At 70.3% G+C, this 24512-nt stretch carries 21 protein-coding genes; 6 read left to right on the forward strand and 15 right to left on the reverse strand.

The window, feature by feature from the left end:
- Window positions 1-9: 9 nt before the first annotated feature.
- A complete protein-coding gene (locus AUV07_RS06285; protein ID WP_062634667.1) occupies window positions 10-489 on the forward strand; it encodes a GNAT family N-acetyltransferase in 480 nt (159 codons plus the stop codon).
- Between the two features lie 3 nt (window positions 490-492).
- Here the strand turns inward: AUV07_RS06285 and ligA are convergent, their stop codons facing one another.
- The 3 genes from ligA to AUV07_RS06300 are packed head-to-tail and all read right to left on the reverse strand — an operon-like array spanning window position 493 to window position 5129.
- Window positions 493-2808 carry an NAD-dependent DNA ligase LigA gene (ligA, locus tag AUV07_RS06290; RefSeq protein WP_062634669.1) on the reverse strand — a complete coding sequence of 772 codons (2316 nt, stop codon included), beginning with the start codon at window positions 2806-2808 and terminating at the stop codon, window positions 493-495.
- 38 nt (window positions 2809-2846) lie between these two features.
- Window positions 2847-3944 carry a tRNA 2-thiouridine(34) synthase MnmA gene (gene mnmA / locus AUV07_RS06295; RefSeq protein ID WP_082802868.1) on the reverse strand — a complete coding sequence of 366 codons (1098 nt, stop codon included), beginning with the start codon at window positions 3942-3944 and terminating at the stop codon, window positions 2847-2849.
- 9 nt (window positions 3945-3953) lie between these two features.
- Window positions 3954-5129: a cysteine desulfurase family protein gene (locus AUV07_RS06300; protein ID WP_062634673.1), complete on the reverse strand. Its 1176-nt coding sequence runs from the start codon at window positions 5127-5129 to the stop codon at window positions 3954-3956.
- 101 nt (window positions 5130-5230) lie between these two features.
- On the opposite strand from AUV07_RS06300, the gene glgX reads away from it, so the two are divergent.
- The 3 genes from glgX to glgB all read left to right on the forward strand — a co-directional run bounded on the left by glgX (window position 5231) and on the right by glgB (window position 11635).
- Window positions 5231-7303 carry a glycogen debranching protein GlgX gene (glgX, locus tag AUV07_RS06305; RefSeq protein ID WP_062634674.1) on the forward strand — a complete coding sequence of 691 codons (2073 nt, stop codon included), beginning with the start codon at window positions 5231-5233 and terminating at the stop codon, window positions 7301-7303.
- A 64-nt stretch (window positions 7304-7367) separates the two neighbouring features.
- Entirely contained in the window at window positions 7368-9437 is a 2070-nt protein-coding gene (locus tag AUV07_RS06310) for an alpha-1,4-glucan--maltose-1-phosphate maltosyltransferase (protein ID WP_082802869.1), read from the forward strand.
- Window positions 9434-11635: a 1,4-alpha-glucan branching protein GlgB gene (gene glgB, locus AUV07_RS06315; RefSeq protein WP_082802870.1), complete on the forward strand. Its 2202-nt coding sequence runs from the start codon at window positions 9434-9436 to the stop codon at window positions 11633-11635. Before AUV07_RS06310 ends, glgB begins: the two co-directional genes overlap by 4 nt.
- Before the next feature lie 40 nt (window positions 11636-11675).
- On the opposite strand, the gene AUV07_RS06320 is transcribed toward glgB, so the two are convergent.
- Both AUV07_RS06320 and AUV07_RS06325 read right to left on the reverse strand, forming a co-directional pair.
- On the reverse strand, window positions 11676-12614 hold the full coding sequence (locus AUV07_RS06320; protein ID WP_062634678.1) for a tetratricopeptide repeat protein: 939 nt from the start codon (window positions 12612-12614) through the stop codon (window positions 11676-11678).
- Window positions 12611-14554: a hypothetical protein gene (locus AUV07_RS06325; protein ID WP_062634680.1), complete on the reverse strand. Its 1944-nt coding sequence runs from the start codon at window positions 14552-14554 to the stop codon at window positions 12611-12613. Before AUV07_RS06325 ends, AUV07_RS06320 begins: the two co-directional genes overlap by 4 nt.
- Window positions 14555-14732: 178 nt before the next feature.
- Between AUV07_RS06325 and AUV07_RS06330 the strand changes: the two genes are divergently transcribed.
- Window positions 14733-15794: an AI-2E family transporter gene (locus tag AUV07_RS06330; protein WP_062634682.1), complete on the forward strand. Its 1062-nt coding sequence runs from the start codon at window positions 14733-14735 to the stop codon at window positions 15792-15794.
- 18 nt (window positions 15795-15812) lie between these two features.
- On the opposite strand, the gene AUV07_RS06335 is transcribed toward AUV07_RS06330, so the two are convergent.
- The 9 genes from AUV07_RS06335 to rpsB form a co-directional block, all read right to left on the reverse strand.
- The gene (locus AUV07_RS06335; RefSeq protein WP_062634683.1) at window positions 15813-16529 is read right to left on the reverse strand and encodes an alpha/beta hydrolase; all 717 of its coding nucleotides are present in this window, start codon (window positions 16527-16529) and stop codon (window positions 15813-15815) included.
- Window positions 16530-16531: 2 nt separating this feature from the next.
- The gene (locus AUV07_RS06340) at window positions 16532-16819 is read right to left on the reverse strand and encodes a hypothetical protein (RefSeq protein WP_062634685.1); all 288 of its coding nucleotides are present in this window, start codon (window positions 16817-16819) and stop codon (window positions 16532-16534) included.
- 9 nt (window positions 16820-16828) lie between these two features.
- Window positions 16829-17536: a transglycosylase SLT domain-containing protein gene (locus AUV07_RS06345; RefSeq protein ID WP_231868206.1), complete on the reverse strand. Its 708-nt coding sequence runs from the start codon at window positions 17534-17536 to the stop codon at window positions 16829-16831.
- Window positions 17537-17585: 49 nt separating this feature from the next.
- Window positions 17586-18167: a DivIVA domain-containing protein gene (locus tag AUV07_RS06350; RefSeq protein WP_062635209.1), complete on the reverse strand. Its 582-nt coding sequence runs from the start codon at window positions 18165-18167 to the stop codon at window positions 17586-17588.
- A gap of 20 nt (window positions 18168-18187) precedes the next feature.
- Window positions 18188-19144 carry a phosphatidate cytidylyltransferase gene (locus AUV07_RS06355; protein WP_308409687.1) on the reverse strand — a complete coding sequence of 319 codons (957 nt, stop codon included), beginning with the start codon at window positions 19142-19144 and terminating at the stop codon, window positions 18188-18190.
- A gap of 194 nt (window positions 19145-19338) precedes the next feature.
- Window positions 19339-19893 carry a ribosome recycling factor gene (gene frr, locus AUV07_RS06360; RefSeq protein ID WP_062634691.1) on the reverse strand — a complete coding sequence of 185 codons (555 nt, stop codon included), beginning with the start codon at window positions 19891-19893 and terminating at the stop codon, window positions 19339-19341.
- Window positions 19894-19960: 67 nt separating this feature from the next.
- Window positions 19961-20677, reverse strand: a complete 717-nt coding sequence (gene pyrH, locus AUV07_RS06365; RefSeq protein ID WP_062634692.1) for a UMP kinase — start codon at window positions 20675-20677, stop codon at window positions 19961-19963.
- Between the two features lie 89 nt (window positions 20678-20766).
- Window positions 20767-21594, reverse strand: coding sequence for a translation elongation factor Ts (gene tsf / locus AUV07_RS06370; protein WP_025103357.1), 828 nt, complete (start codon window positions 21592-21594; stop codon window positions 20767-20769).
- Window positions 21595-21635: 41 nt separating this feature from the next.
- Entirely contained in the window at window positions 21636-22577 is a 942-nt protein-coding gene (rpsB, locus tag AUV07_RS06375; RefSeq protein WP_062634694.1) for a 30S ribosomal protein S2, read from the reverse strand.
- 306 nt (window positions 22578-22883) lie between these two features.
- On the opposite strand from rpsB, the gene AUV07_RS06380 reads away from it, so the two are divergent.
- On the forward strand, window positions 22884-23486 hold the full coding sequence (locus AUV07_RS06380; protein WP_082802872.1) for a murein hydrolase activator EnvC family protein: 603 nt from the start codon (window positions 22884-22886) through the stop codon (window positions 23484-23486).
- A gap of 21 nt (window positions 23487-23507) precedes the next feature.
- On the opposite strand, the gene AUV07_RS06385 is transcribed toward AUV07_RS06380, so the two are convergent.
- Window positions 23508-24410: a tyrosine-type recombinase/integrase gene (locus AUV07_RS06385; RefSeq protein ID WP_062634696.1), complete on the reverse strand. Its 903-nt coding sequence runs from the start codon at window positions 24408-24410 to the stop codon at window positions 23508-23510.
- Window positions 24411-24512: the final 102 nt, after the last annotated feature.

Here is a 24512-nt window from a genome sequence, read left to right on the forward strand (position 1 = left end):
GGACCGACGATGCGCATCGACCGCGCCGGCAGGGAGGATCTCGCCGCGCTCGCCCAGCTCAAGTGGGAGGACGTGCCCGCGGACCTGACGGCCGGTCGATCGCTCGACGCCTTCACCGCCGAGCTGGGCGACTGGTGGCGGGCCCACGACCGCACCCACGTGGCCTTCGTCGCGCGGGGCGATGATGACGACCGCATCGTCGGCGCGGCGTGGGTCGCCCTCGTGCCCCGCGTGCCGCGGCCGGGCGCTCCGCACCGCCTCTCCGCGGACGTCCAGAGCGTCTTCGTCCTTCCCGAGCATCGAGGACGAGGAGCGGGGCGCGGTCTCGTCGCCGCGGCCTGCGCCCATGCGGTCTCCGCCGGCGCCGAACGGATCACCGTGCACTCGAGCGAGGCAGCCGTCGGGCTCTATCAGGAGCTGGGGTTCGCGGACTCCCCACGGCTGCGGCAGTTCCTCGCTCCCACCACGGCAGCGCCGGAGAGCGCCTGATCCTCAGTCCAGCGCCGCGGGCCCCTCGGTGACCAGGACGTGGAACTGCGCGGCGTCGAGGATGCGGACGCCGAGCTCCTCCGCCTTCGCGAGCTTGGAGCCGGCTCCCGGCCCTGCGGCCACGAAGTCCGTCTTCTTGGACACGCTCGAGGCCGCCTTTCCTCCGGCCTTGATGATCGCCTCCTGCGCCCCCTCGCGGGTGTACCCGTCGAGAGATCCCGTCGCCACCACGGTGAGTCCCTCCAGCACTCCCCCGGCCGCGACCGCCGCTCCGGGGCCGGGGTGACCCGGCGTCGCCCACTGCACGCCCGCGTCCGCCCACTGGCGGACGATGTCCTGGTGCCAGTCGACGTCGAACCACGCGAGCAAGGAGTCCGCGATGATGCCGCCCACGCCCTCGACCGCGGCGAGCTCTTCCCGCGAAGCCTCCCGGATCGCGTCGAGCGACCCGAACCACTGCGCGAGCGCCCGCGCCGCGACCGGTCCGACGTGCCGGATGTTGAGCGCGACGAGGAGCCGCCAGAGGTCTTTCGTCTTCGCCTTCTCCAGCTCCGCGAGCAGGGTCAGCGCCTGGGAAGACGGCTGCGGACCTTCGAGACCCGACTTCTTCTCGGCTGCGGTCGGGTTGCGTCGGAACGGCGCGCGGGTCTTCACGAGGCCGTCCTCGTCCTCGCGGGGCAGACCCGTCTCCGCATCGCGCACGACGACCTCGATCGGCACGAGCTGCTCCAGGGTCAGGGCGAACAGGCCCGCCTCCGTTACCAGGGGAGGCTCCGCCGGACTCGTGGGCTGGGTCAGCGCCGCCGCCGTCACCTCGCCCAGGGCCTCGACATCGAGGGCTCCCCGCGAGCCGATGTGCTCGACGCGTCCGCGCACCTGGGCGGGGCACGACCGGGCGTTCGGGCAGCGGAGGTCGATGTCCCCCTCCTTCATGGCGCGCAAGGGGGTGCCGCACTCGGGGCAGTCGGCGGGCATGACGAACTCCCGCTCGGTCCCGTCCCTCTTCTCGACCACCGGGCCGAGGACCTCGGGGATCACGTCGCCCGCCTTGCGCAGCACCACGGTGTCGCCGATGAGAACGCCCTTGGCCTTCACCACGTCCTTGTTGTGGAGCGTGGCCTGACGGACCACGGATCCGGCGACGTGAGCCGGCGCCATCACCGCGAAGGGCGTCGCGCGACCGGTGCGACCGACGGAGACGACGATGTCGAGCAGCTTGGTCTGCACCTCCTCCGGCGGGTACTTGTAGGCGATCGCCCAGCGGGGCGCCCGGCTCGTCGCTCCCAGCTCGTCATGCAGGTCGAGCTCGTCGACCTTGACCACGATGCCGTCGAGCTCGTGCTCGATGTCGTGCCGATGCTCGCCGTAGTACTCGACGAAGGCGACCACGTCGTCGATGCTGCGGCACACCTTCGTGTGCGGACTCGTCGGCAGCCCCCAGGCGGCTAGCAGCTCGTAGACCTGGCTCTGGGCCGCGACCGGCGGGTTCGTCCAGGCACCGATGCCGTGCACGTACAGCGCGAGCGACTCGATGCGCAGCAGACCCGCTTCCAGTTCCATGCCGTTCTTCTTGTCGATCTGCTGACGCAGGCCGCCACTGGCCGCGTTGCGGGGATTCGCGAAAGCCGGGAAACGCCGTGCCGCCGCGGTGCGCGCCTTCTCCTCGTCGAACGGCTTCTTCGCGCCGCCCCTGGCCTCCCAGCGCGCGAGGGCGTCCGCGTACGCGCGGTCTCGGAACGCCGCCTGCGCCGCGTTCAGCCGCTCGAACGCGGCGACGGGGATGAAGACCTCTCCGCGCACCTCGACGATCGGCGGGTGCCCCTCCCCGGCGAGCCGTTCCGGGATCTCGGGGAGTCGGAGCGCGTTCTCGGTGACGATCTCGCCGACGCGCCCGTCGCCACGGGTCGCGGCCGACGTCAGCACGCCGTCCTCGTACCGCAGGTTGATCGCGAGGCCGTCGATCTTGAGCTCGGTCAACCAGTCGACGTCCCGCCCGGCGGCGGCCCGCGTCTTCTGCGCCCACTCGCGCAGCTCCTCGATCGAGAAGACGTTGTCGAGGCTGAGCATGCGCTCGGCGTGCTCGATGGTCGCGAGCCCCGTCGCCTCGGCCGCGCCGACCATCTGCGTCGGCGAGTCCTGTCCCTGCAGCTCGGGGTGCAGGCGCTCGAGCTCTTCCAGGCGCCGCATCCAGCCGTCGTACGTGGCATCGTCGACGAGCGACGTGTCACGCCCGTAATACGCGTCCTTCGCCTCGAGGATGCGGGTCGTCAGCTCCTCCGCCTCGCTGCGGGCGTATTCCAGTGAGATGTTCTCCGGCACTCCGTCAGTCTAGGAGCGGCGACCGACATCCGCCCGGATCAGACGCCGACGGGTACCGCGGACACGGTGGAATCGATCGTGAACTGCCCGAGAACGCGCGTGCCGATGTAGAGCACGGCGGTCTGCCCGGGGGCGACACCGTCAAGCGGAGAATCGGGCACGACGCGGACGCCCTCCGTCGTCACGGTGGCCGTGGCGGGTACCGGCTCGGCATGCGCGCGGATCTGCACGTCGCACGCGAAAACCGACGCGGTCGGCGCGGCGCCGGCCCAGCTGAACCGCTGCCCCGCGATCTCGGCGATCGCCAGGGCCTCCTTCGGGCCGACGACCACCGTGTTCGATACGGGGCGCACCTCGAGCACGAAGCGCGGCTTGCCGTCCGCCGCCGGGACGCCGAGCTTGAGTCCGCGCCGCTGACCCACCGTGAACGCATGGGCGCCCTCATGCGCGCCGACGACGGCACCGGAGCGGTCGACGATCTCGCCGGTGGCCGTGCCCACCTTCTCGGCCAGCCAGCCGCGGGTGTCGCCGTCCGGGATGAAGCAGATGTCGTGGCTGTCCGGCTTCTGGGCGACGCTGAGACCACGCTGCTCCGCCTCCGCCCGCACGAGCGCCTTCGACGGCGTGGTGCCCAGGGGGAAGTAGGTGTGCGCGAGCTGGTCGGCCGTGAGAACGCCGAGCACGTAGGACTGGTCCTTCGCGTTGTCCGAGGCCCGGTGCAGCTCGAGTCCCGCCGGGCCGTCGACGAGGGTCGCGTAGTGCCCGGTGCACACGGCATCGAAACCGAGCTCCAGGGCGCGCTCCAGCAGGGCGGCGAACTTGATCTTCTCGTTGCACCGCATGCACGGGTTCGGCGTCCGACCCGCACGGTACTCGGCGACGAAGTCGTCGATCACGTCGTCGCGGAACCGCTCCGAGAAGTCCCACACATAGAAGGGGATGCCGAGGAGGTCGGCGGCGCGACGCGCGTCGAGGGCGTCCTCGATCGTGCAGCAGCCGCGGCTGCCGGTGCGCAGGGTCCCCCCGGCGCGGGAGAGCGCGAGGTGCACGCCGACCACATCGTGCCCCGCCTCGACGGCCCGGGCGGCCGCGACGGCGGAGTCCACACCACCGCTCATGGCCGCAAGGATTCGCATGGGTCCAGTCTACGAGCGCTCGGCTGCACGGGCCCCGGATGCCCGTGCGTAGGCTTCTCCGATCACCGCCAGCACCGCATCCACATCGGCATCGGTCGACGTGCGCCCGAGGGAGAAGCGCAGCACGCTCCGGGCGTCCGCCTCACTGCGCCCCATCGCCATCACGACGTGCGAAGGCTCGGCGACCCCCGCCTGACACGCGGAGCCCGTGGAGGCCGAGACGCCGGCCACGTCCAGCAGGAACAGCAGGCTCTCCCCCACCGCACCGGGGAAGAGCAGATGGGCGGTACCCGGAAGACGGTGATCGGGATCGCCCAGGAGCTCGGCCGCCGGCACCCGCGCACGGATGCCCTCGACCAGGCGATCGCGCAGGTCGCCCACCCGGACGCTCTCGGCGGCCCGTTCACGCTCGGCGAGTTCGAGCGCCGCCGCCAGCGCCGCCGCTCCCGGCACGTCCTGGGTGCCCGCGCGCAGGCCCCGCTGCTGGCCCCCGCCCCGAAGGAGCGGGGTCAGCCGGGCGGACCGGGCCACCACCAGCGCGCCGACGCCGACCGGTGCGCCGACCTTGTGTCCGGCGACGCTGAGCGCCACGAGGCCCGCGCCGTCGTCCGCGCGGCCCCGGAGTTCCCGGAAGGACAGCGGCAGATGCCCGAGAGCGGCGACGGCGTCGAGGTGCAGGGGCACGCCGGCGTCGGCCGTGGCCGCCGCCAGCGCGGGCGCACCGTTGATCGTCCCGGTCTCGTTGTTCGCGACGAGCGCGGTCGCGAACGCGGCCCCCGGCAGGGCCGCGGCGAAGCGGTCCTCGTCGATGCGCGCGTGGGCCGACACGGGCACGGCCCGCACCTCGGCCCCGTCGGCCACCAGGGCTGCGACCGTGTCCATCGTCGCGTGATGCTCGCCGTCCGGCACCACGACAGCGGTCGTCCCCGGACCGCGCGAGTGCCACAGTCCCTGGAGGGCGAGGTTGATGGATTCCGTCCCACCGGAGGTCAGCACAACCTCGATCGGGTCGGCCCCGAGGACCGCGGCCACGCGCTCCCGTGACTCCTCCAGCACTCGGCGCGCGTCCTGCCCCGCTCCATGCGTCGACGACGCGTTGCCGATGATGACCGACGCCTCCAGCCACGCGTCCCTGGCCTCCGGGCGTAGCGGGGTCGTCGCCGCGTGGTCGAGATAGTGCCGCATGCTTCGATTCTCCCCGATCCGCGCCCCGAACGGTCCGTCTGCGCGTGAGACCGGGTGCGTCCTGTCATGAGACTGAAATGCAACACGTTTAGGGTGTATCCATGTCTTCGTCCCCCGACTCCGTCGTGCCCGGTGGGGCGATCCTCGACAACCTCGGCGTCCGGTTGCACGACGGCGTCGGCACGCTGCGGCTCTGGTCGCAGAACGCCTCCGCCGTCGAGCTCGTCGTCTTCGACGCGACGGACCTCGACTGGGTAGTCGACCAGGCTCCGCTCGAACGGCGGCCCGGAGGCGTCTGGGAGGTCACGACGCCGTTGCTGCAGCCCGGAGTCCGCTACGCGCTCCGCGTCGAGGGCCCGCACGGGCCCGGCAACACGTTCAACCCGGAGACGCTGCTCCTCGACCCGTATGCGCGGGGCCTCGCCCAGGGACACGGCTACCAGGAATGGCGAGCCGTGGTCATCGAGGACGGCTTCGACTGGGGCAGCTCCACGAAGCCGCGGATCCCCGCCGACCGGACGCTGATCTACGAGGGCCACCTGAAGGGACTGACCAAGCGGCACCCCGACATCCCGCCCGCGCTGCACGGCACCTACGCGGGCCTCGCACATCCGGCCATGATCGCGTACCTCCGCACGCTCGGGGTGACGTCGGTGGAGCTGCTCCCCGTCCACGCCTTCGTCCCGGAGCCGCGGCTGCTGGAGCGCGGGCTGACGAACTACTGGGGGTACAACACCCTGAACTTCTTCACGCCCCACGCCGCCTACGCGACGGAAGACGCCAGGAAACGGGGTCCAGAGGCGATCATCGCCGAGTTCAAGGGCATGGTGCGTCTGCTGCACGAGGCCGGCCTCGAGGTGATCCTCGACGTCGTGTACAACCACACGTCGGAGGAGGGCATCGGCGGGCCGCGCTCCAGTCTCCGCGGTATCGACAACGCGCGGTACTACCGGCAGGACGACGCGGGCGTCTACATCGACACCACGGGATGCGGCAACACGCTCAACACGGCCACCGACGCGGGCGCACGACTGGTGCTGGACTCGCTCCGGTACTGGGCCGAGGAGATGCAGATCGACGGCTTCCGCTTCGACCTGGCGACGGCGATCGCGCGCGACGGCGCTCACGCCTACACCCCGGATCATCCGCTGCTGCGGGCGATCGCCGCCGACCCCGTCCTCGCGGAGACCAAGCTCATCGCGGAGCCCTGGGACGTCGGGCTGGGCGGCTGGCAGACGGGCAACTTCCCCGCCGGGTGGCACGAGTGGAACGACCGGTATCGCGACCGCGTGCGCAACTTCTGGCTGAGCGACATCGACTACGCACGACGGGCCTCGGCGCCGGTCGGCATCGGCGGCTTCGCCACCCGGCTCGCCGGATCGTCCAACACCTTCAGCGAGGACCGCGGACCCCTCGCGAGCATCAACTTCGTCACGGCGCACGACGGGTTCACGCTGCACGACCTCGTGTCGTACGACGTCAAGCACAACGAGGCCAACGGCGAGCACAACCGCGACGGCGCCGACCTGAACCGCTCGTTCAACCACGGCGTCGAGGGACCGACGGACGATCCCGCGATCCTCACCGCCCGGCGCAAGGCCATGCGCAACCTGCTCGGCACCCTCCTCCTCTCGGCCGGCATCCCGATGCTCACCGCCGGAGATGAGGTGGGGCGGTCCCAGCGCGGCAACAACAACGCCTACGCGCAGGACTCGCCGCTGTCGTGGCTGTCCTGGGAGTTCGAGCCCTGGCAGGACGACCTCCGGGCCCACGTCGCGCGCCTCGCCCGGTTGCGCGAGGAGAATCCGGCGCTGCGGCCGAGTCGGTATGCGCGCCTCGGCGAGCACATCCCGAACGCCTCGGTCATGGACTGGTACGACCAGGACGGCGCGACGATGGAACCGGGGCAGTGGACCGATCCCGGCAATCGCACGCTGCAGTACGTCGCCGCCTCCACACCGGACAAGGAACCCGCCAACCGCATCCTCCTGATCGTGCACGGGACGGAGGCGCCGATCGACGTGCGGCTCCCGGAGGAGATCGAGGGTGCCAGCCGATTCGTCTCCCTCTGGTCGAGCGCCGACGAGCGCCCGTCGGAGGCCGAGGAGACGTACGCTCCGGGTGACGTGCTGCCGATCCCCGGCACCTCCATGCGCCTGTTCCGGGTGGAGTGATAGCACGGTTCGGCGCCGGGGTCGAGCGGTAGGTTCCGACAGGACCGAGCGGTAGATTCGGCATGTGACTGCTCGTGCTGGAACCCGACCCACGGCTCTGCGGAGCCCCGTTCAGATCCCGACGCGCGCCGTCGACGCCGACCAGCCCGGAACCCTGCGGACAACCCGGATCCCGCTGCTGGACGGCACGCCGGTGGTTCCGGGAGGCTTCCCCGCCAAGGCGTTCGCGGGCGAGGTCGTCCCCTTCCGCGTCGTGGCGTTCCGGGAAGGGCACGACCTCATCGGCGTGCACGTGCGACTGACCTCACCGGCCGGCGAAGAGAGCCTGCACCGGCTCACGGCGCTCGCCGACGGCACCGATCGCTGGGAGGCGGAGATCGCCCTCGATGCGGAGGGTCTCTGGCGGTATCGCTTCGAGGCGTTCTCCGACGACTTCGCCACCTGGGCACACGCCGCGCACGTGAAGATCGCCGCCGGGGTGGACGTCCCCGTGATGGCCGCCCTCGGAGCCGAACTCCTGCAGCGGGCGGCCGCCGAGAAGGACCGCCCCGCAGCGCAGCGCACGCGCCTCAGGACCTGGGCGGAGGAACTCCGGGCCGGCGACCCCGTCGTCGCCGCCGCACGGGCCCTGGACCCCGATCTCACGGCGATCTTCCGCGACCGTCCCGTCACGACGCTCCGTTCGGCCTCCGCGGAGCAGCTCCTCCGCGTGGAGCGCACCCGTGCCGGAGTCGGCGCCTGGTACGAGTTCTTCCCCCGGTCGGAGGGAGCCCGCCGCCTCAAGGACGGAACGGTCCGCAGCGGCACGTTCCGTACTGCAGCGAAGCGCCTGCCCGAGGTCGCCAGGATGGGCTTCGATGTGATCTACCTCGTCCCCGTGCATCCCATCGGCACGACCAACCGCAAGGGTCGCAACAACACCCTCGTCGCCGAGGCCGGGGACCCGGGCTCGCCGTACGCCATCGGAGCGGCGGAGGGCGGACACGACGCGATCCACCCTGACCTCGGCACTCCGCAGGACTTCCGCGCCTTCGTGCGGGCCGCGCGGAAGGAGGGACTGGAGGTCGCCCTCGACCTCGCCCTGCAGGCCTCTCCCGACCACCCCTGGGTGCGCGACCACCCGGAGTGGTTCACCACCCTCCCCGACGGCACGATCGCGTACGCCGAGAACCCGCCGAAGAAGTACCAGGACATCTACCCGCTGAACTTCGACAACGACCCGGAGGGGATCGCCGCCGAGATGCTCCGGATCGTCCGGCACTGGGTGGCGGAGGGTGTACGGATCTTCCGCGTGGACAACCCGCACACCAAGCCGCTCCGGTTCTGGGAGTGGTTGATCGCGACGGTGAACGAGACGGATCCCGACGTGATCTTCCTGGCCGAGGCGTTCACCCGACCGGCGGTGATGCGCGCGCTCGCCGCGGTGGGCTTCCAACAGAGCTACAGCTACTTCACGTGGCGCAACACCAAGGCGGAGCTCGAGGAGTTCCTCACGACGATCTCCCACGAGACGGCCGACTACATGCGCCCGAACCTCTTCGTCAACACGCACGACATCCTCACCGAGTACCTCCAGTTCGGCGGACGCGCGGCCTACCGCATCCGCGCCTGCATCGCCGCCACCGCGGGCCCCGTGTACGGCGTGTATGCGGGATACGAACTCATCGAGAACGTCGCCCGCCCGGGTTCCGAGGAGAACATCGACAACGAGAAGTACGAGTACAAGTTCCGCGACTGGGCGGGGGCCGAGGAGCGCGGGGAGTCGCTGGCTCCGCTCCTGCGGCGGCTGAACGAGATCCGCGCGGCGCATCCGGCGCTGCGGCAGCTGCGCAACCTCGAGCTGCACTGGAGCGACGATGACGCCATCCTCGTGTTCAGCAAGCATCTCGACGCTGCCTTCACCGGAACCGGGCAGCCGGACACGCTCATCGTCGTCGCGAACGTCGACCCGCACTCGGTGCGCGAGACGACCGTCCATCTCGACACCACACGCTGGGGCGTCCCCCTGGGTGAGACCTACGAAGTGGAGGACCTGCTCACGGGCAGCGTCTGGACCTGGACCGATCACAACTACGTCCGGCTCGACGCCTTCGCCGAGCCGGTCCACATCCTGAAGGTGAGGGAGCGCGCATGAGCGGCATCGACGACACCGCGAACGCCGACTGGGAGGCCGTGGCGGAAGGGCGGCACCACGCCCCGCACGCCGTGCTCGGCGCTCACCCCGGGAAGGATGCGGCGGATCGGACCGTCACCGTCATCCGGGCTCGCCGTCCGCTCGCCGAGTCGGTGGAGGCGGTGTTCGGCGACGGGAGTCGCCTGACGCTCACACACGTCGCACACGGGGTGTGGGAGGGCACGCACCCCGGACCGCCGCTCCCCTACCGTCTCGCGACGCGCTACCGCGGCGAGGAGGAGAGCGTCGCAGGCGACCCGTACCGTCACGCGCCGACCCTCGGCGACCTGGACCTTCATCTGATCGCCGAAGGCCGTCACGAAAGGCTGTGGGAGGCGCTGGGAGCCCATCCCCGCACGCAGGGAGACGAGCAGGGCGTGTCGTTCGCGGTCTGGGCACCCGACGCGACCGCGGTCCGCGTGGTGGGCGATCACAACGGTTGGAACGGTGAGAGCCACGCCATGCGCTCGCTCGGCGCGAGCGGCGTCTGGGAGCTCTTCATCCCCGACCTCCCCGTCGGGACCCGCTACAAGTTCCAGATCCGGACGCGGAGCGGCAGCTGGATCCTCAAGGCCGACCCGATGGCGTTGGCGGCGCAGGTGCCGCCGGAGACCGCGTCGGTCGTCACCGCGTCGTCCTACGTCTGGGAGGACGGCGCGTGGATGACCCGTCGCGCCGCGACTCATGCGGTCGCGCAGCCGCTGTCCGTGTACGAGGTGCACGTCGGCTCCTGGCGCGACGGCCTGGGATACCGCGATATGGCGGATCCGCTGATCGCGCACGTGCAGGAGACGGGGTTCACGCACGTCGAGTTCATGCCGCTCGCCGAGCATCCGTTCGGCGGATCCTGGGGGTACCAGGTCAGCGGCTACTACGCGCCGACGAGCCGGTACGGCTCCCCCGACGACCTGCGCTACCTCATCGACCGCCTGCACCAGGCCGGCATCGGCGTCATCATGGACTGGGTGCCGGGCCACTTCCCCAAGGACGACTTCGCCCTGGCCCGCTTCGACGGTCAGCCCCTGTACGAGCACCCCGACCCCCGGCGCGGAGAGCACCAGGACTGGGGCACGCTCATCTTCGACTACGGTCGTCCCGAGGTCCGCGGCTTCCTCGTCGCGAACGCGCTGTACTGGCTCGAGGAGTTCCACGTCGACGGTCTGCGCGTCGACGCCGTCGCCTCGATGCTCTACCTCGACTACTCGCGTCGCGAGGGTGAGTGGGAGCCGAACATCCACGGCGGACGCGAGAACCTGGAGGCGATCCGCTTCCTCCAGGAGGTCAACGCCACCGCCTACCGCCTGCACCCCGGGATCCTCATGATCGCCGAGGAGTCCACGAGCTTCCCCGGTGTCACCGCGCCGACGGATCACGCCGGCCTCGGGTTCGGGTTCAAGTGGAACATGGGGTGGATGAACGACTCGCTGCAGTACATCGGCAGAGACCCGATGTACCGGGCGCACCACGAGGGCGAGATGACGTTCTCGTTCGTCTACGCGTTCGGCGAGAACTACGTGCTGCCGATCAGTCACGACGAGGTCGTGCACGGCAAGGGCAGCCTGCTGTCGAAGATGCCCGGCGACCACTGGCACAAGCTCGCGAACGTCCGCGCCTACCTCGCGTACATGTGGGGGCATCCGGGCAAGAAGCTGCTGTTCATGGGCCAGGAGTTCGGACAGCTCGCCGAGTGGTCGGAGGGGCGCGAGCTGGACTGGTGGCTCCGCGACCAGCCCTCGCACGCCCAGCTCCAGGACTTCGTCGCCGCGATGAACGGGGTGTACCGGGCGCAGGCACCGCTCTGGGAGCGGGACAGCGACGGCTCGGGGTTCACGCGGCTCGGGGCACCGAGTTGGGACCCCTCCGTGATCGCCTTCGAACGGCGGGACGCGCACGGCGGCCGTCTGGTCGTGGTCAGCAACTTCGCCGGCGTGGAGCGCACCGGGTACCGCCTGGGATTGCCGCGCCCCGGCGTCTGGCAGGAGATCCTGAACTCCGATGCCGACGTCTACGGCGGACGCGGTTCCGGCAACCTCGGGATGGTGGTCGCCGAACCCGGAGACGGGGGCGCGGCGACGGCCTCGATCACGCTGCCGGCCCTGTCGACGCTGTGGCTCCGCTATCAGCCGGAGCCCCACGTCCCCACCGTGAACAACGGCTGACGAGGTGTCTGCGCGGGGGTGTTCCCCCCGCGCGGACCGCTCAGAAGAGCAGCGAGGAGAGCCGGTTGCGGGCCGCGATCACGCGCGGGTCCCCGGCTCCGATGAGACCGAAGAGCTCGACGAGGCGCTCGCGCACAGGCGTCCGCTGATCCGACGGCAGCTGCGCGAACAGGTCGAGCAGTCGGCCGAACGCGTCGTCGACGTGCCCGCCGGCGAGGTCCAGATCGGCGACGTCGAACTGCGCCTGCACGTCCTGCGGCGCGGCGGCGGCCGCTGCGCGCGCGGCCTGGAGGTCGAGCCCCTGCACGCGGTCGAGCAGGCGGACCTGACCGAGACCGGCGATCGCGTCCTCATCGCGCGGGTTCTCCGCGAGGGCCTTCTCGTAGGCGGTGATGGCGGCACGGTAGTCCCCGCGCTCGATCGCGGCGAAGGCCTCCGCGTGCAGCGGCGGCAGCTCGGGCTCGGCAGGGGCGGCGACCTCGGTCGCCTCGCCGTCACCGACGGGCAGCGATCCCGACACACCGTTCTGCGCCGCCACCTGCAGCAGCTGCGCGAACACCTCGCGGACCTGCTGCTCCGGAACCGCGCCCGTGAACATGGGGACCGGCTGACCGGCGATGAGCGCGACGACCATCGGGATCGACTGCGCGCGGAAGCTCTGCGCGAGCTGCGGGTTGGCGTCCACATCGACCTTGGCGAGGAGGACACGACCGCCGAGTTCACGGGTGACCTTTTCGATGATCGGACTCAGCTGCTTGCACGGCCCGCACCACTCGGCCCAGAGGTCGACGACGACCGGCACCGTGCGGGAGAGCTCGAGCACCTGGCCGAAGTTCTCATCGGTGGCGTCGACGACGACATCCGTGACCGGAGATCCGGCAGGGGCGGTCGCCGAGCCGCCCGCCGGGGCGGAGGGGCGATTGCGCAGGCTGGACAGGTCGACGGCACCGCGCAGGGCGGCGGGAGAGATCTCGCTCACTTGATCACCTTCACGGACACGAGGTCCTGGCGCGACGCCAGGAGCCGGATCGGCTCGCTCGACCCCTGCGAGGGGACGGCGAAGAACAGCTGGAACTCATAGGTCGTCTCGGCACCCTTGGCGGACTCGTTGGCTCCGGTGAGCGCCTTGGCCTCCTCGTTGTCGCCGAAGCGGATCACCACATCGGAGGAGGTGGGCGTGATCGTCTCGACGTCGAGCACAGAGACGGCGACGATGGCACCGCTGTCCAGGGTCGTCAGGGAGACCGGGGCCTCCTCCGTCGGCGTCATGTCGAAGGCGGCCGTCGAGGTCTCGGCGGCACCGGCGTCGGCCAGCCCCTGCACGAGGCTCTGGCGGCTGTCGGTGATCGACTTCGCGAGGTTCAGCGCCAGCTCGTCGAACTGCCCGTATGACGCGCTCTTCTCCCCGTTGTCGACGACGTCCGCGAAGGCGGCGGCCACCTCGTTCGGGGGTACGGACAGGAACGCGGAGTCCGCGGGGACCAAAGAGGTCCCCAGCCAGCTGGCCGCCACCTCGGGGAAGACGGCGTCGGCGGACATCTCGGCCATGTTCGTGACCTTGTAGTTGGACCAGGGGTCGGCCTGCGTCATGGTGAGGACGACGGGCGGCACGGTGTCGTCGCCCGTGCTCTTCGAGAGCATCAGGACGGTGCGCGGCCAGCGGTCGGTCGCCTCAGGGAGAACGACCTCCACGTCGTCGGTCGGGATCGCCGCCGGTGCGGGGCGATCGGGCAGCTTCTCCCGCAGTGCGTAGTCGGTGGTGCGGGTCGCCAGCGCAGCCCCGTCCAGGCGGGTGGCCGCGAGATCAAGGTCCCTGGCCTCGTCCGCCTTCACCAGTGTCTGCGAGACCTCCGCGAGGATGCGATCGGCCTGCGTCTCGGTGACCGCCGGCGGCTTCTGGTTGTCCGGTGCGATCACCGTGGGGCTGGGCGACGGCGACGGAGACGCATCCCCGAACTCCGGCCACGATTCCGCACTGCATCCGGCGGCCAGCACTGCGGTCAGACCGAGTGCCGGCACGACGAGCAGACGCCGCCGTCGGCGCGGATGCACACCCTGCATGGCGTTCTTCCCCTCCGTGGGCTTCTCGTCGACGATCTCCGCGTCCTCCACGTCGTCTGTGCGCTCCGGTGTCTTCGGCTCCGCGCCGTCTGCGGCCTCGAGCGCCTCACGTTCGGACGGCGGAAGCGCCGCCACGTCGATCGGCTGGGTCGTGGGCAGCGGCCCCGGTCCCTTCCGGCGCGGGCCGCGGCCGCGGCGCTGATGGCGGATCGCGAGCACGTAGAGCACGAGCCCCACCAACAGCACGATGCCACCCGCGACCATCAGCGGACCCGCGAGCGGCGTCCGTGTGTCCAGGGGCCAGGAGACGACGATGTCATCCGGCGCATCCTTCGTGCCGTCGTACGCGATCAGCACGCTCGTCCCCTCGGGGAGCTGCATGTTGTCGGTCGAGAGGAAGTTCTCTTCGCTGAAGGAGTCGAGCCACAGGTCGGACCCCGCAGGGTTGCGTCCGGCGGGCTCCGCCGACTCCTCGTCCTCCGGTGCGGGAGCCTCGGCGTCCGGAGCGGGGGTCTCGTTCGACTCCTCCGGCGCTGGAGCCGCGACGTGCTCGACGAGAAGCTCGTCCTCATCGCCGACCGTGACGTGGTTGTACTCGGAGTCGGAGAGCCAGGCCTCCATATCGGCGGTCCGGCCGTAGCTCGCGAAGATCTCGCCCTCGCCGCGGATCAGCACCTTCTGTGCGCCCGGGTTCATCCGGAGCACATCGCCGTCCATCAGCACGTACGGAGCGGGCTCCTCGATGTCGACGCGGGCCTCCTGCGACGAAGGACCGACGAAGACGGTGCGTTGGGCGATCCCCGCACCGATCAGCACGGCAGCCAGCACGAAGGCCACGACGGCCCATACGAAACGCACGAATAGTCTCCTCACGCACCACGGCTTCCCGCCCGTGACGCCACACTCGACATTTCAGACTAGCGAAGTCACCTGTGTGTTGACCACGAGGCCCCTCCCCTGGCGACGCTGCGGCACGTCGGCGACGCGCCGTGGCCGGTCATGGGTAGCCTTGCTGCAGCCGTTCCGAGGAGTCTGCATGAAGATCCACAACCCGTTCCGCACCGCCCTCGTGGCGACACTCGGCGTGGGACTCGGCATCGTGCTGATCAGCAGCGTGCAGACGCTGTCGACGGTGCTGCTCTACATCGGCACCGCTCTCTTCCTCAGCCTCGGGCTCGATCCCCTCGTCACGTTCCTCGAACGACGGCGCCTGCCCCGCTGGCTCGCGGTCCTCGTCACGATCGTCGCCGTCCTGGCGGTCTTCAGCGGCATCGTGCTCATCGTCCTCCCGGTTCTGGTCGACCAGATCTCCCAGCTGATCGCCCAGATCACGGCCATCGTGCAGCGGGGAACGGCCATCGAAGACCTGCGCACGTGGATCCAGGAGACGTTCCCCAATCTCCGCGTCGACGACGTGTTCGCCTATGTCGAGGACTGGCTGGCGACGAACCTCGCCGAGATCGGCGGATCGATCGGTCAAGGGGTGCTCGTCGCCAGCGGGGCGGTGCTGAGCGGCGTGTTCGGCGCCTTCATCGTGCTCATCCTGACCATCTACCTCACGGCCTCCACCCCCTCGCTCAAGCGCGCGGTCTACCAGCTGGTGCCGGCGTCCAAGCGGGACCGCTTCATCGATCTCTCCGAGCAGATCACCGACTCCGTCGGCTACTACGTCATGGGACAGGTCAGCCAGGGGGTCATCAACGGCATCCTCAGCGCCATCTACCTCACGATCATTGACGCGCCGTTCCCCGCGGTCCTCGCCGTCGTCGCCTTCTTCTTCTCGCTCATCCCGCTCGTCGGCACGTTGACCGGCTCGACGATCATCGTCCTCGTCTGCCTGATCCCGGGTCTCGGCTCTCCCGGCACGGCTCTCGCCGCCGCGATCTATTATCTCGTCTACATGCAGATCGAGGCGTACGTGATCTCGCCGCGGATCATGAGCCGCGCCGTGTCGGTGCCCGGCGCCGTCGTGGTCGTGGCCGCCCTCGCCGGAGGAAGCCTGCTCGGCCTGCTCGGCGCGCTCATCGCGATCCCGGTGGCCGCCAGCATCCTCATCCTCTACCGGCAGGTGCTGATCCCCCGCATGAACGAGCGGTGACCGTACGGTCGCTCCGCGTCACTCCTCAGCGGGCCAGTGCGTCGGCAGCGGCAGGGCCGACGGGTTGACGGCGGCGACGATCTCGGTGAGCACGCGCCGCGTCTGGGTCTCCCCCACCCACAGATGCTTCCCGCCGTCGACCGCGATCAGCTGCGCATGCGGAATGCTCGCGAACCGTTCCCGGGCTTCGGCGGGGCGCAGGTAGTCGTCCAGCTCGGGCACGAGGATGACGACGCGGTGGTCGGTCGTCCCCCAGGTGGCGACCTCCTCGGCCGTCGCGCGGTGCAGCGGCGGCGAGAGCAGGATGATGCCCTCGATGTCGTGGTCGGCGCCGTACTTCAGCGCGAGTTCCGTTCCGAACGACCAGCCGACGAGCCAGGGGCGAGGCAGTCCACGGTCGCGCACGAAGTCCATGGCGGCGGCGACGTCGAACTGCTCCGCAGCTCCACCGTCGAATGCGCCCTCGCTCGTGCCGCGCGGCGACGTCGTGCCGCGCGTGTTGAACCGCAGGACGGCGAGATCGGCCAGGGCAGGCAGGCGTGCGGACGCCTTGCGGATGATGTGCGAGTCCATGAAGCCGCCCGCCGTCGGCAGCGGATGCAGCGTCACCAGCGTGGCCACCGGGGCGGCCGTCTCGGGCACCGCCAGCTCGCCCACCAGCGTGAGCCCGTCTGCGGTGTGCAGCTCGATGTCCTCACGCGTCGCGGGGAGCTCGAGCGGTCCGCGGATCTCCATGGTCATGCGATCCTCCAACAGGGGGTGTGCCAGTGTCTGCGGTCGGCCAGCGCCGCCGCCTCGCCGAGGATGCCATCCGCCCGCCAGGCGACGAGATGCGCTGTTCCGGGTTCCACGGACCGGCCGCAGCCCGGGCAGACGTAGGCCTTCTGCGCCTGGACGGCGGAGACCGGCTGCACGGTCCACTCGACGCCGCGACGCACCTCCGTGCGCTTCCACCCGGCGAGCAGGCGATCGAACGAGTCCTCGCCCTCAGGGCGCGCGGAAAGACGACGACGTGAGCGGGGCATGGTGCCGGCTCACCACCAGTGGTTGGTGACCCAGAAGTTGTACGCGCCGGCCCAGCTGCCGTACCGACCGGTGGCGTAACCCGTCGCCCAGCGGAGATTGTCCACCGGGTTGTAGCCGTTGCCCGGCACCTTGCTGCAGGGCAGCGCCTGGACGAGGCCACAGGCGCCGGACGAGGAGTTGGTGGCGTTCGGGTTCCACCCGCTCTCCCGCGAGACGATGTAGTCGACGTACTGCCAGTCACCCTGCGCGATGCCGGCAGCAGCCATCCACTCCGCCGGCGCGCCACCGCCGCTGTACGGCGGCAGACCCCCACCCGACGACTTGCTTCCCGACGACGAGCTCTTCGAGCCGGACGATGTCGCGGTGGTCGGCGCGGGCTGCGGCTTCGGCTTCGGCTTCACATACACCTCGAAAGAGCCACGCTCGACCGGGGTGATCGCGGCGCCTTCCACAGTGACGGTGAGGTTCTGCGTGTCCGCGAGAGCCGCCGCGTAGACGGAATCCGGAGCTTCCGTGGCGACCGGCTGCGCGAGCGCGACGCCGGTCGGCGCGACCATCGCGGCAGCGAATCCGACGACCGCGAGAGAACTGAAGACAGCGGCGACGCCCCGGCGACGCGACCAGCGTCGAGTGCCACGGGAGCGAGAGGTGACCGTCGCTGCGGGTGCCAGCGCGGCGTCGCTTCGTTCGGGAATCATGTCGTTTCGGGAGTTCACGATGGAGGACAGTCTACGCATACCTGCCTGAACAGGCCATCAGGCAGGCTCAGCGCACCGCCAGGATCACGTCGATCGTGGCATCGAGCAGCGCATCAACCTGCTCCTCCCGATAGCCGCCGCGCTGCATGCGGAACGCTGCGGACCTCAGCTGCTCGGCGGTCAGCGCCTCGCCATCGCGCAGATACCGGACGATCCGGGAGCTCACGTGATCGACCTCGTCGACCCGATATCCGAAGGTGAGCAGTCCGGTCCGCGCGAACCTCTGGCGGCGCGGCCGCGCCAAGTGGTCGAGGATCACCTGCGCATCGGCCCTCGCCCGGTCCACCCACGCTCCCGCACCCTGCGCCCGGACGGCACGCTCGCGCTCCCGTGCGGCGAAGGCGTCCTCGACTCGGCCGAGGGCGGCGTCGACCTCCGCGACCGCGTAGCCCTCTTTGACGAGCGGGAACGAGGCGGTGCGCACATCCTCGGACGTGAGACCGTCGACGCCGCTCTCGAACGCCTGTCGGGCGGAGGCGAGGAAGTTGTCGACCGCCGCCCGGTGGTAGCCCTTCGTGCGCCCGCTCGTCACCGAGAACGCAGGCCTCGCCGCTCTCCGCGAGGCGGGTTCCGTCCGGTCGTCGTTCATCACAGCACCACCGTCGTTCATCACAGCACCAGCCAGGGAGAGAGGAGGAAGTACAGGCACAGGGCCGGTACCGTCGACAGCAGGATGCTGTCCAGCCGGTCCAGGAGCCCGCCGTGGCCCGGGAGCCAGGAGCTCATGTCCTTGATCCCCAGGTCCCGCTTCAGCATGGACTCGCCGAGATCGCCGAGCGTCGCGGACAGCAGGATCGCCGCCCCGAAGATGACTCCGCCCCACCACGGCAGATCGAGCAGGAACAGGGCCAGGAGCACGCCGACCACCAACGCGGCGACCACGGCGCCCCCGAAGCCCTCCCAGGTCTTCTTGGGGCTGATCCGCGGAGCCATCGGGTGCCGCCCGAACGCGAGTCCCGCGGCGTAGGCGCCGGTGTCGGCCGCCACGGCGATCGCGATGAAGCTGAGCACCCACCACTGCCCGCCCTCCTGCTCGAGCAGGATGAGTGCGACGCCGGCGAGGAACGGGACGTACACCTGCACGAACCCGCCGATCACGGCGTCGGTGAGCACGTCACCGTACGTGCGGCCGTCTTTTGCGACCATCTGCGCGAGCAGGCGCCAGACGATGACGAACGCCACCGAGACGAAGAGCATGACCCAGCTCAGCCACGGCTCGGCGAAGTACGCCGACAGGACCAGGAAGGCGGCCGCGACGAGCTGGGGGATCACATCGACGCGGCGGCCGGCGGCCCGCAGTGCTCGAGACAGCTCGTAGACACCCAGAAGCGCCGCTGCGAGTGCGAACGGCACGAACAGTGCCTTGACGAACAACAAAGACCCCAGGAGCGCCGCACCGAACGCGAGCCCGATGAGGATCGCAAGCACGAGGTCTCGACCGGTGCGCTGCTTGATGCGCTCGTTCGCCTGATCGAGCTGATCGCGGGCGTGCGACACGTGGGTGCCGAAGTCGTCCCGCGCCTGGCGCCACTGGTCCCGGATCGCACTGTGATCCGCGGTGTCCAACCGATGCGCTCCGGCGGACACCGTGGGCGGAGTAGCGGGAAGCGGCGGACGGGGTGGGACTCGGTCGGCATCGAACGCGGGGAAGGCCGCGTCCCCGAGCGGAACGCCGGCCTCGGGACCCGCCTCGGACCGCGTCACCCGACGGGTCGCCGGTGTACCCTCCTCGGCGCCTCGCGATTCATCGGACATACGAGCTACACCTCGAGGAGTTCGGCCTCTTTGCGCTTGAGCGCGTCGTCGATGAGGTCGACGTGCTGACGGGTCAGCGCGTCCAACTCCTTCTCCCCGCGGGCGATCTCGTCCTCACCCAGCTCGCTCTTCAGCCCGTCCAGCTCGTCCTTGGCCTTCCGACGGATGCCGCGGACGTGGACCTTGGCGTCCTCGGCCTTCGACTTCACGAGCTTCACGTACTCCTTGCGACGATCGGCCGTGAGCTCGGGCATCGTGACGCGCACGAGGTTGCCGTCGTTCGTGGGGTTCGCTCCGAGGTTCGGCATGTCGCGGATCGCCTGCTCGATCGCCTTGAGCGCCGACTTGTCGTACGGCGTGATGATGAGAGTGCGCGCTTCCTGGTTGGCGAGGGAGGCGAGCTGCGCGAGCGGCGTCGGCGTGCCGTAGTAGTCGACCATCACCTTCTGGAAGAGCTGCGGGTTCGCACGACCGGTGCGCACCGTGGAGAAGTCCTCCTTGGCAGCCTCGACGGCCCGGGACATGCGGGTGGTGGTTTCAGCGAGGACGTCCGCGATCACGGTGGCTCCTATCGTCGGGGTGTTCTGGAAATTCTATCGGGAGCGGGCTCCCGTCCCGTGCAGGCGCTCAGGCCGTGACGAGCGTGCCGATGGGCTCGCCCAGGAGGGCGCGGGTCACGTTGCCCGCCGGCTCCATCCCGAAGACGCGCATGTCCATGTTGTTGTCCATGCACAGGCTGAACGCCGTGGAGTCGACGACCTTGAGGCCCTGCTGCAGCGCGTCGCGGTAGGTCACGCGCTCGATGCGCTCCGCATCGGCGTGCTTGTTCGGGTCGGCGGTGTAGATGGCGTCCACGCCGTTCTTGGCGACGAGCACCTCCTTCGCGCCGATCTCGAGGGCGCGCTGCGCGGCCACGGTGTCGGTGGAGAAGTACGGCAACCCTGCGCCGGCGCCGAAGATCACGACGCGACCCTTCTCCATGTGGCGCTCCGCGCGACGCGGGATGTAGGGCTCGGCGACCTGGGTCATCGCGATCGCCGACTGCACGCGGGTCGCGGCGCCCGCCTGCTCCAGGAAGTCCTGCAGCGCGAGGGCGTTCATCACGGTGCCGAGCATGCCCATGTAGTCCGCTCGTCCGCGGTCCATGCCCCGCTGGCTGAGCTCCGCGCCGCGGAAGAAGTTGCCCCCGCCGACGACGACGGCCACCTCGACGCGGTCGACCGCGGCGGCGATCTCCCGGGCCATCTGGCTGACCACGTCAGGGTTCACGCCGAGCTGACCGGCGCCGAACGCCTCTCCGGAGAGCTTCAGGAGGACGCGGCGGCGTCCAGTGCGTTCAGTCATGGGGAAGTCCTCTCGTCCCGAATCAAGATAGTGCCTGGTGGGCATGAAGAAGGGGTTCGGATCGAACGATCCGAACCCCTTCGACAGTGCTACGCGCCGACCTTGAAGCGCGCGAAGTCCGTCACGGTGATACCGGCGTCCTTCGCCACCTGGGCGACGGAGAGCTTGTTGTCCTTCGCGTAGTCCTGCTCGAGCAGGGCGACCTGCTTGATGAACGCGGCGACACGGCCCTCGACGATCTTCGGCAGGGCGGCCTCGGGCTTGCCCTCGTTGCGGGAGATCTCGGTGACGATCTCGCGCTCCTTCTCGACCGCGTCCGCCGGAACGTCCTCGCGGGACAGGTACGACGGGTTGGCGAACGAGATGTGCTGGGCGATGCTGCGCGCGGTCGCGGCGTCGTCACCCGTGTAGGCGACGACGACGCCGATCTGCGGCGGCAGGTCCTTGCTCGTGCGGTGCAGGTAGACCTCGACGCTGTCACCGGTGACGGTGCGCACGCGACGGAGCTCGACCTTCTCGCCGATGATGGCGGCCTCTTCCGAGATGAGCTGCTCGACGGTCTTGTCGCCCGCCGGAGCGGCCAGGGCGGCCTCGACCGAGTCGGCCTTCACGGCGGCGACGGCGTCGGCGACCTTGTCGGCCAGCGCGATGAAGCGCTCGTTCTTGGCGACGAAGTCGGTCTCGCAGGCGAGCTCGACGAGCGTCACGGCGCCGTCCTGCTCGCGGGCGACGACGAGGCCCTCGCTGGTCGAACGGTCGGCGCGCTTGGCGTTGCCCTTCGCACCCTTCAGGCGCAGGATCTCGGTGGCCTTCTCGACGTCGCCGTCAGCCTCCTCGAGCGCCTTCTTGGTGTCGACCATTCCCGTGCCGAGCTGCTCACGCAGCGCCTTGAGGTCGGCGATGGTGAAGTTGGCCATGTGTGGTGGCTCCTTGCTTCGTTGTGTGGGTGTACGAGGGATTACTTGGCGTCAGCGGCCTCGGCGGCGGCGACCTCGGCGGTCTCCTCACCGGAAGCGGCGGCGATCGCCTCGTCGTGTGCCTGGGCACCAGCCTCGTCGGCGGCGGTGGCGTCGGCGGCCGGGGTCTCGACGACGGCGGCCTGGTCGTCCGCGGTCACGACCTCGGCGGCGTCAGCGGACTCCTGCACGGGAGCCTCGAGAAGCTCCTTCTCCCACTCGGCCAGCGGCTCCGCGTCGCCCGACTCCGGGTTGTGCTTCTGCTGCAGGCCCTCGGCGGCGGCGTCGGCGATGATGCGCGTCAGCAGCGACACCGAACGAATGGCGTCGTCGTTGCCGGGGATCGGGTACTGGAAGTCGTCCGGGTCGGCGTTGGTGTCGAGGATGCCGATCACCGGGATGCCGAGCTTCTTGGCCTCGTCGATGGCGAGGTGCTCACGCTTGGCGTCGACGACCCAGAGGGCGGACGGCGTCTTGGTGAGGTTGCGGATACCGCCCAGCGACTTGTGCAGCTTGTCCAGCTCGCGCTTCTTGAGCAGCAGCTCCTTCTTCGTGAAGCCGGAGGCGGAGGGGTTCTCGTAGTCGAGCTCCTCGAGCTCCTTCATGCGGGCGAGACGCTTCGCGATGGTGGAGAAGTTGGTGAGGAGGCCGCCGAGCCAGCGCTGGTTCACGTAGGGCTGGCCGACGCGCGTGGCCTGCTCCGCGAGGATCTCCTGCGCCTGCTTCTTGGTGCCGACGAAGAGGATCGTGCCGCCGTGCGCCACGGTCTCCTTGACGAAGTCGTAGGCCTTGTCGATGTAGCCAAGCGACTGCTGGAGGTCGATGATGTGGATGCCGCTGCGCTCGGTGAGGATGAAGCGCTTCACCTTCGGGTTCCACCGACGAGTCTGGTGTCCGAAGTGCACGCCGCTGTCGAGCAGCTGGCGGATGGTGACCACAGCCATGGTCGTCTCCTGATTCTGGCGCGGGACGCGCCGTTGAGGTTGTCATGCCGACCGGACGGTCGGACATCCTGGTGCCCGGCTCACGCCCACCCGTTCGGAAACGGGACCTGCGGGAGTGGATGCCACGACGGAGTCGCTCTGGGCACGCGTAGTCACCCCGAGATCGAGGTGCTCGTCCAGCATACAGGATCATGCGACGCCAGCTCGTTCTCCCCAGCAGCGCGATTCCGGGTCTTCTCCCCTGCCGCCGGCCCCGGCGGAGGGAGCCCGCTCCGCCAGCCCGCATCAAACACGCACACTCGCGTGATGACTCCTCCGTCCCCTCCTCGCCCTCGCTCTCGCCCGCACCCCTCGCTCCTCCGGGTGCTGATCGCCACCGTGCTCGCCGCTGTCGTGCTCCTGTGCGGCGGTGCTCCGTTCCCGTCTCCTCCCGCCGCGCGAGCGGCGTCGGCACCGCACGGCCTCGCACCCGTGCCCGAGGAGTTCGTCTCCGACGTTCCCTGGCGGTGGCCCGTCGAGGGGACTCGCCGCGTGAGCGTCGCCTACCGCGCGCCCGTGCACGCCTACGGTCCCGGGCACCGCGGTATGGATATCGTCGCGAGCGCGGGCGGCACCGTCGTCGCCCCGGCGGAGGGGGTGGTCGCGTTCCAGGGCGTCGTCGTCGACCGCCCGCTGCTCACGATCCGACATGCCGACGGTCTCGTGAGCACATTCGAGCCCGTGGAATCGCCCCTGCGCGCGGGAGACCCGGTCCGCCGGGGCCAGGACATCGGCCGTGTCGCCACGGGCGGTCACACTCCCCCGGACGCGCTGCACATCGGGGTGCGACGCGACGGCGAGTACCTCAACCCGATGGTGCTGTTCGGCGGACTCCTGCGGGCGCGCCTCCTGCCCTGCTGCGACGGATGACCCGACGCGCGGGTTCCGCGCTCAGGCCCGAGGGTGTGCCAGGCGATACGTCGCCGTCAGCCGCTCCGCCGAGACATGCGTGTAGATCTGGGTGGTGCCCAGGCTCGCGTGCCCCAGAATCTCCTGCACCGCGCGGAGATCCGCACCACCGTCCAGCAGATGGGTCGCCGCCGTGTGGCGGAGGGCGTGCGGCCCGACGGTCTCCGCGCCGACGACGGGTGCGAGGGCGCGGGCGACGACCTCGTAGACCGTCCGCGGACCGACACGTCCCCCGCGACTGCCGAGGAAGACGGCGGGCGACGCGGCGCCGGACCGCGCGAGCAGAGCCGGTCGAGCGCGGCGCAGGTAGGCGGTGAGCGCATCCCGCGCCGGCGCGCCGAACGGGACGACGCGCTCCTTGTCGCCCTTGCCTCGCACGCGGGCCGTCCCCCGATCGAGATCCAGGTCGTCGATGTCGAGGCCGCAGAGTTCGGAGACGCGGACCGCGGCGCCGTAGAGGAGCTCCAGCACCGCATGGTCGCGAAGGGCGGTGGGATCACCCGAGGCCGCCGCCTGCCGATGTCGTTCCAACAGCTCCGTCATCGCGTCCTTCGATGCCACCGTCGGCAGCGTCTTCGCGCGCTTCGGTGCCACGAGCCGCAGGCTGGGGTCGACGGGGACGATGTCCTGCTCGCGCGCCCACCCGAAGAACGCTCGCGCCGTGGCTGCGCGTCGGGCCAGCGTCGCCCGGGCGTCGCCACGCTGGGTCGCCTGCCAGAGCCATTCGCGCAGCATCTCCAGGTCGATCCGGTCGACCGGGCCGCCCCCCACGCTCGCCCCGAGGTCTCGCAGATCGGAGCGGTACGCCTTCACGGTCGCCGGAGAGAGCCGACGTACCTTCTCGAGGTGGTCGGCGAACGCCTCGACAGCGACCGCGAAGTCCATATCCCCAGCCTGCCGCTCCCCCGCCTTCAGAGCGACGCGCCCCGCCGGGAGCCTGCCTACGACGTGCGTGCCGCCCCCCGTCGGCGCGTACCCGGTCGGCGC

This window comes from Microbacterium sp. CH1, assembly GCF_001595495.1.
Classification (GTDB): domain Bacteria; phylum Actinomycetota; class Actinomycetes; order Actinomycetales; family Microbacteriaceae; genus Microbacterium.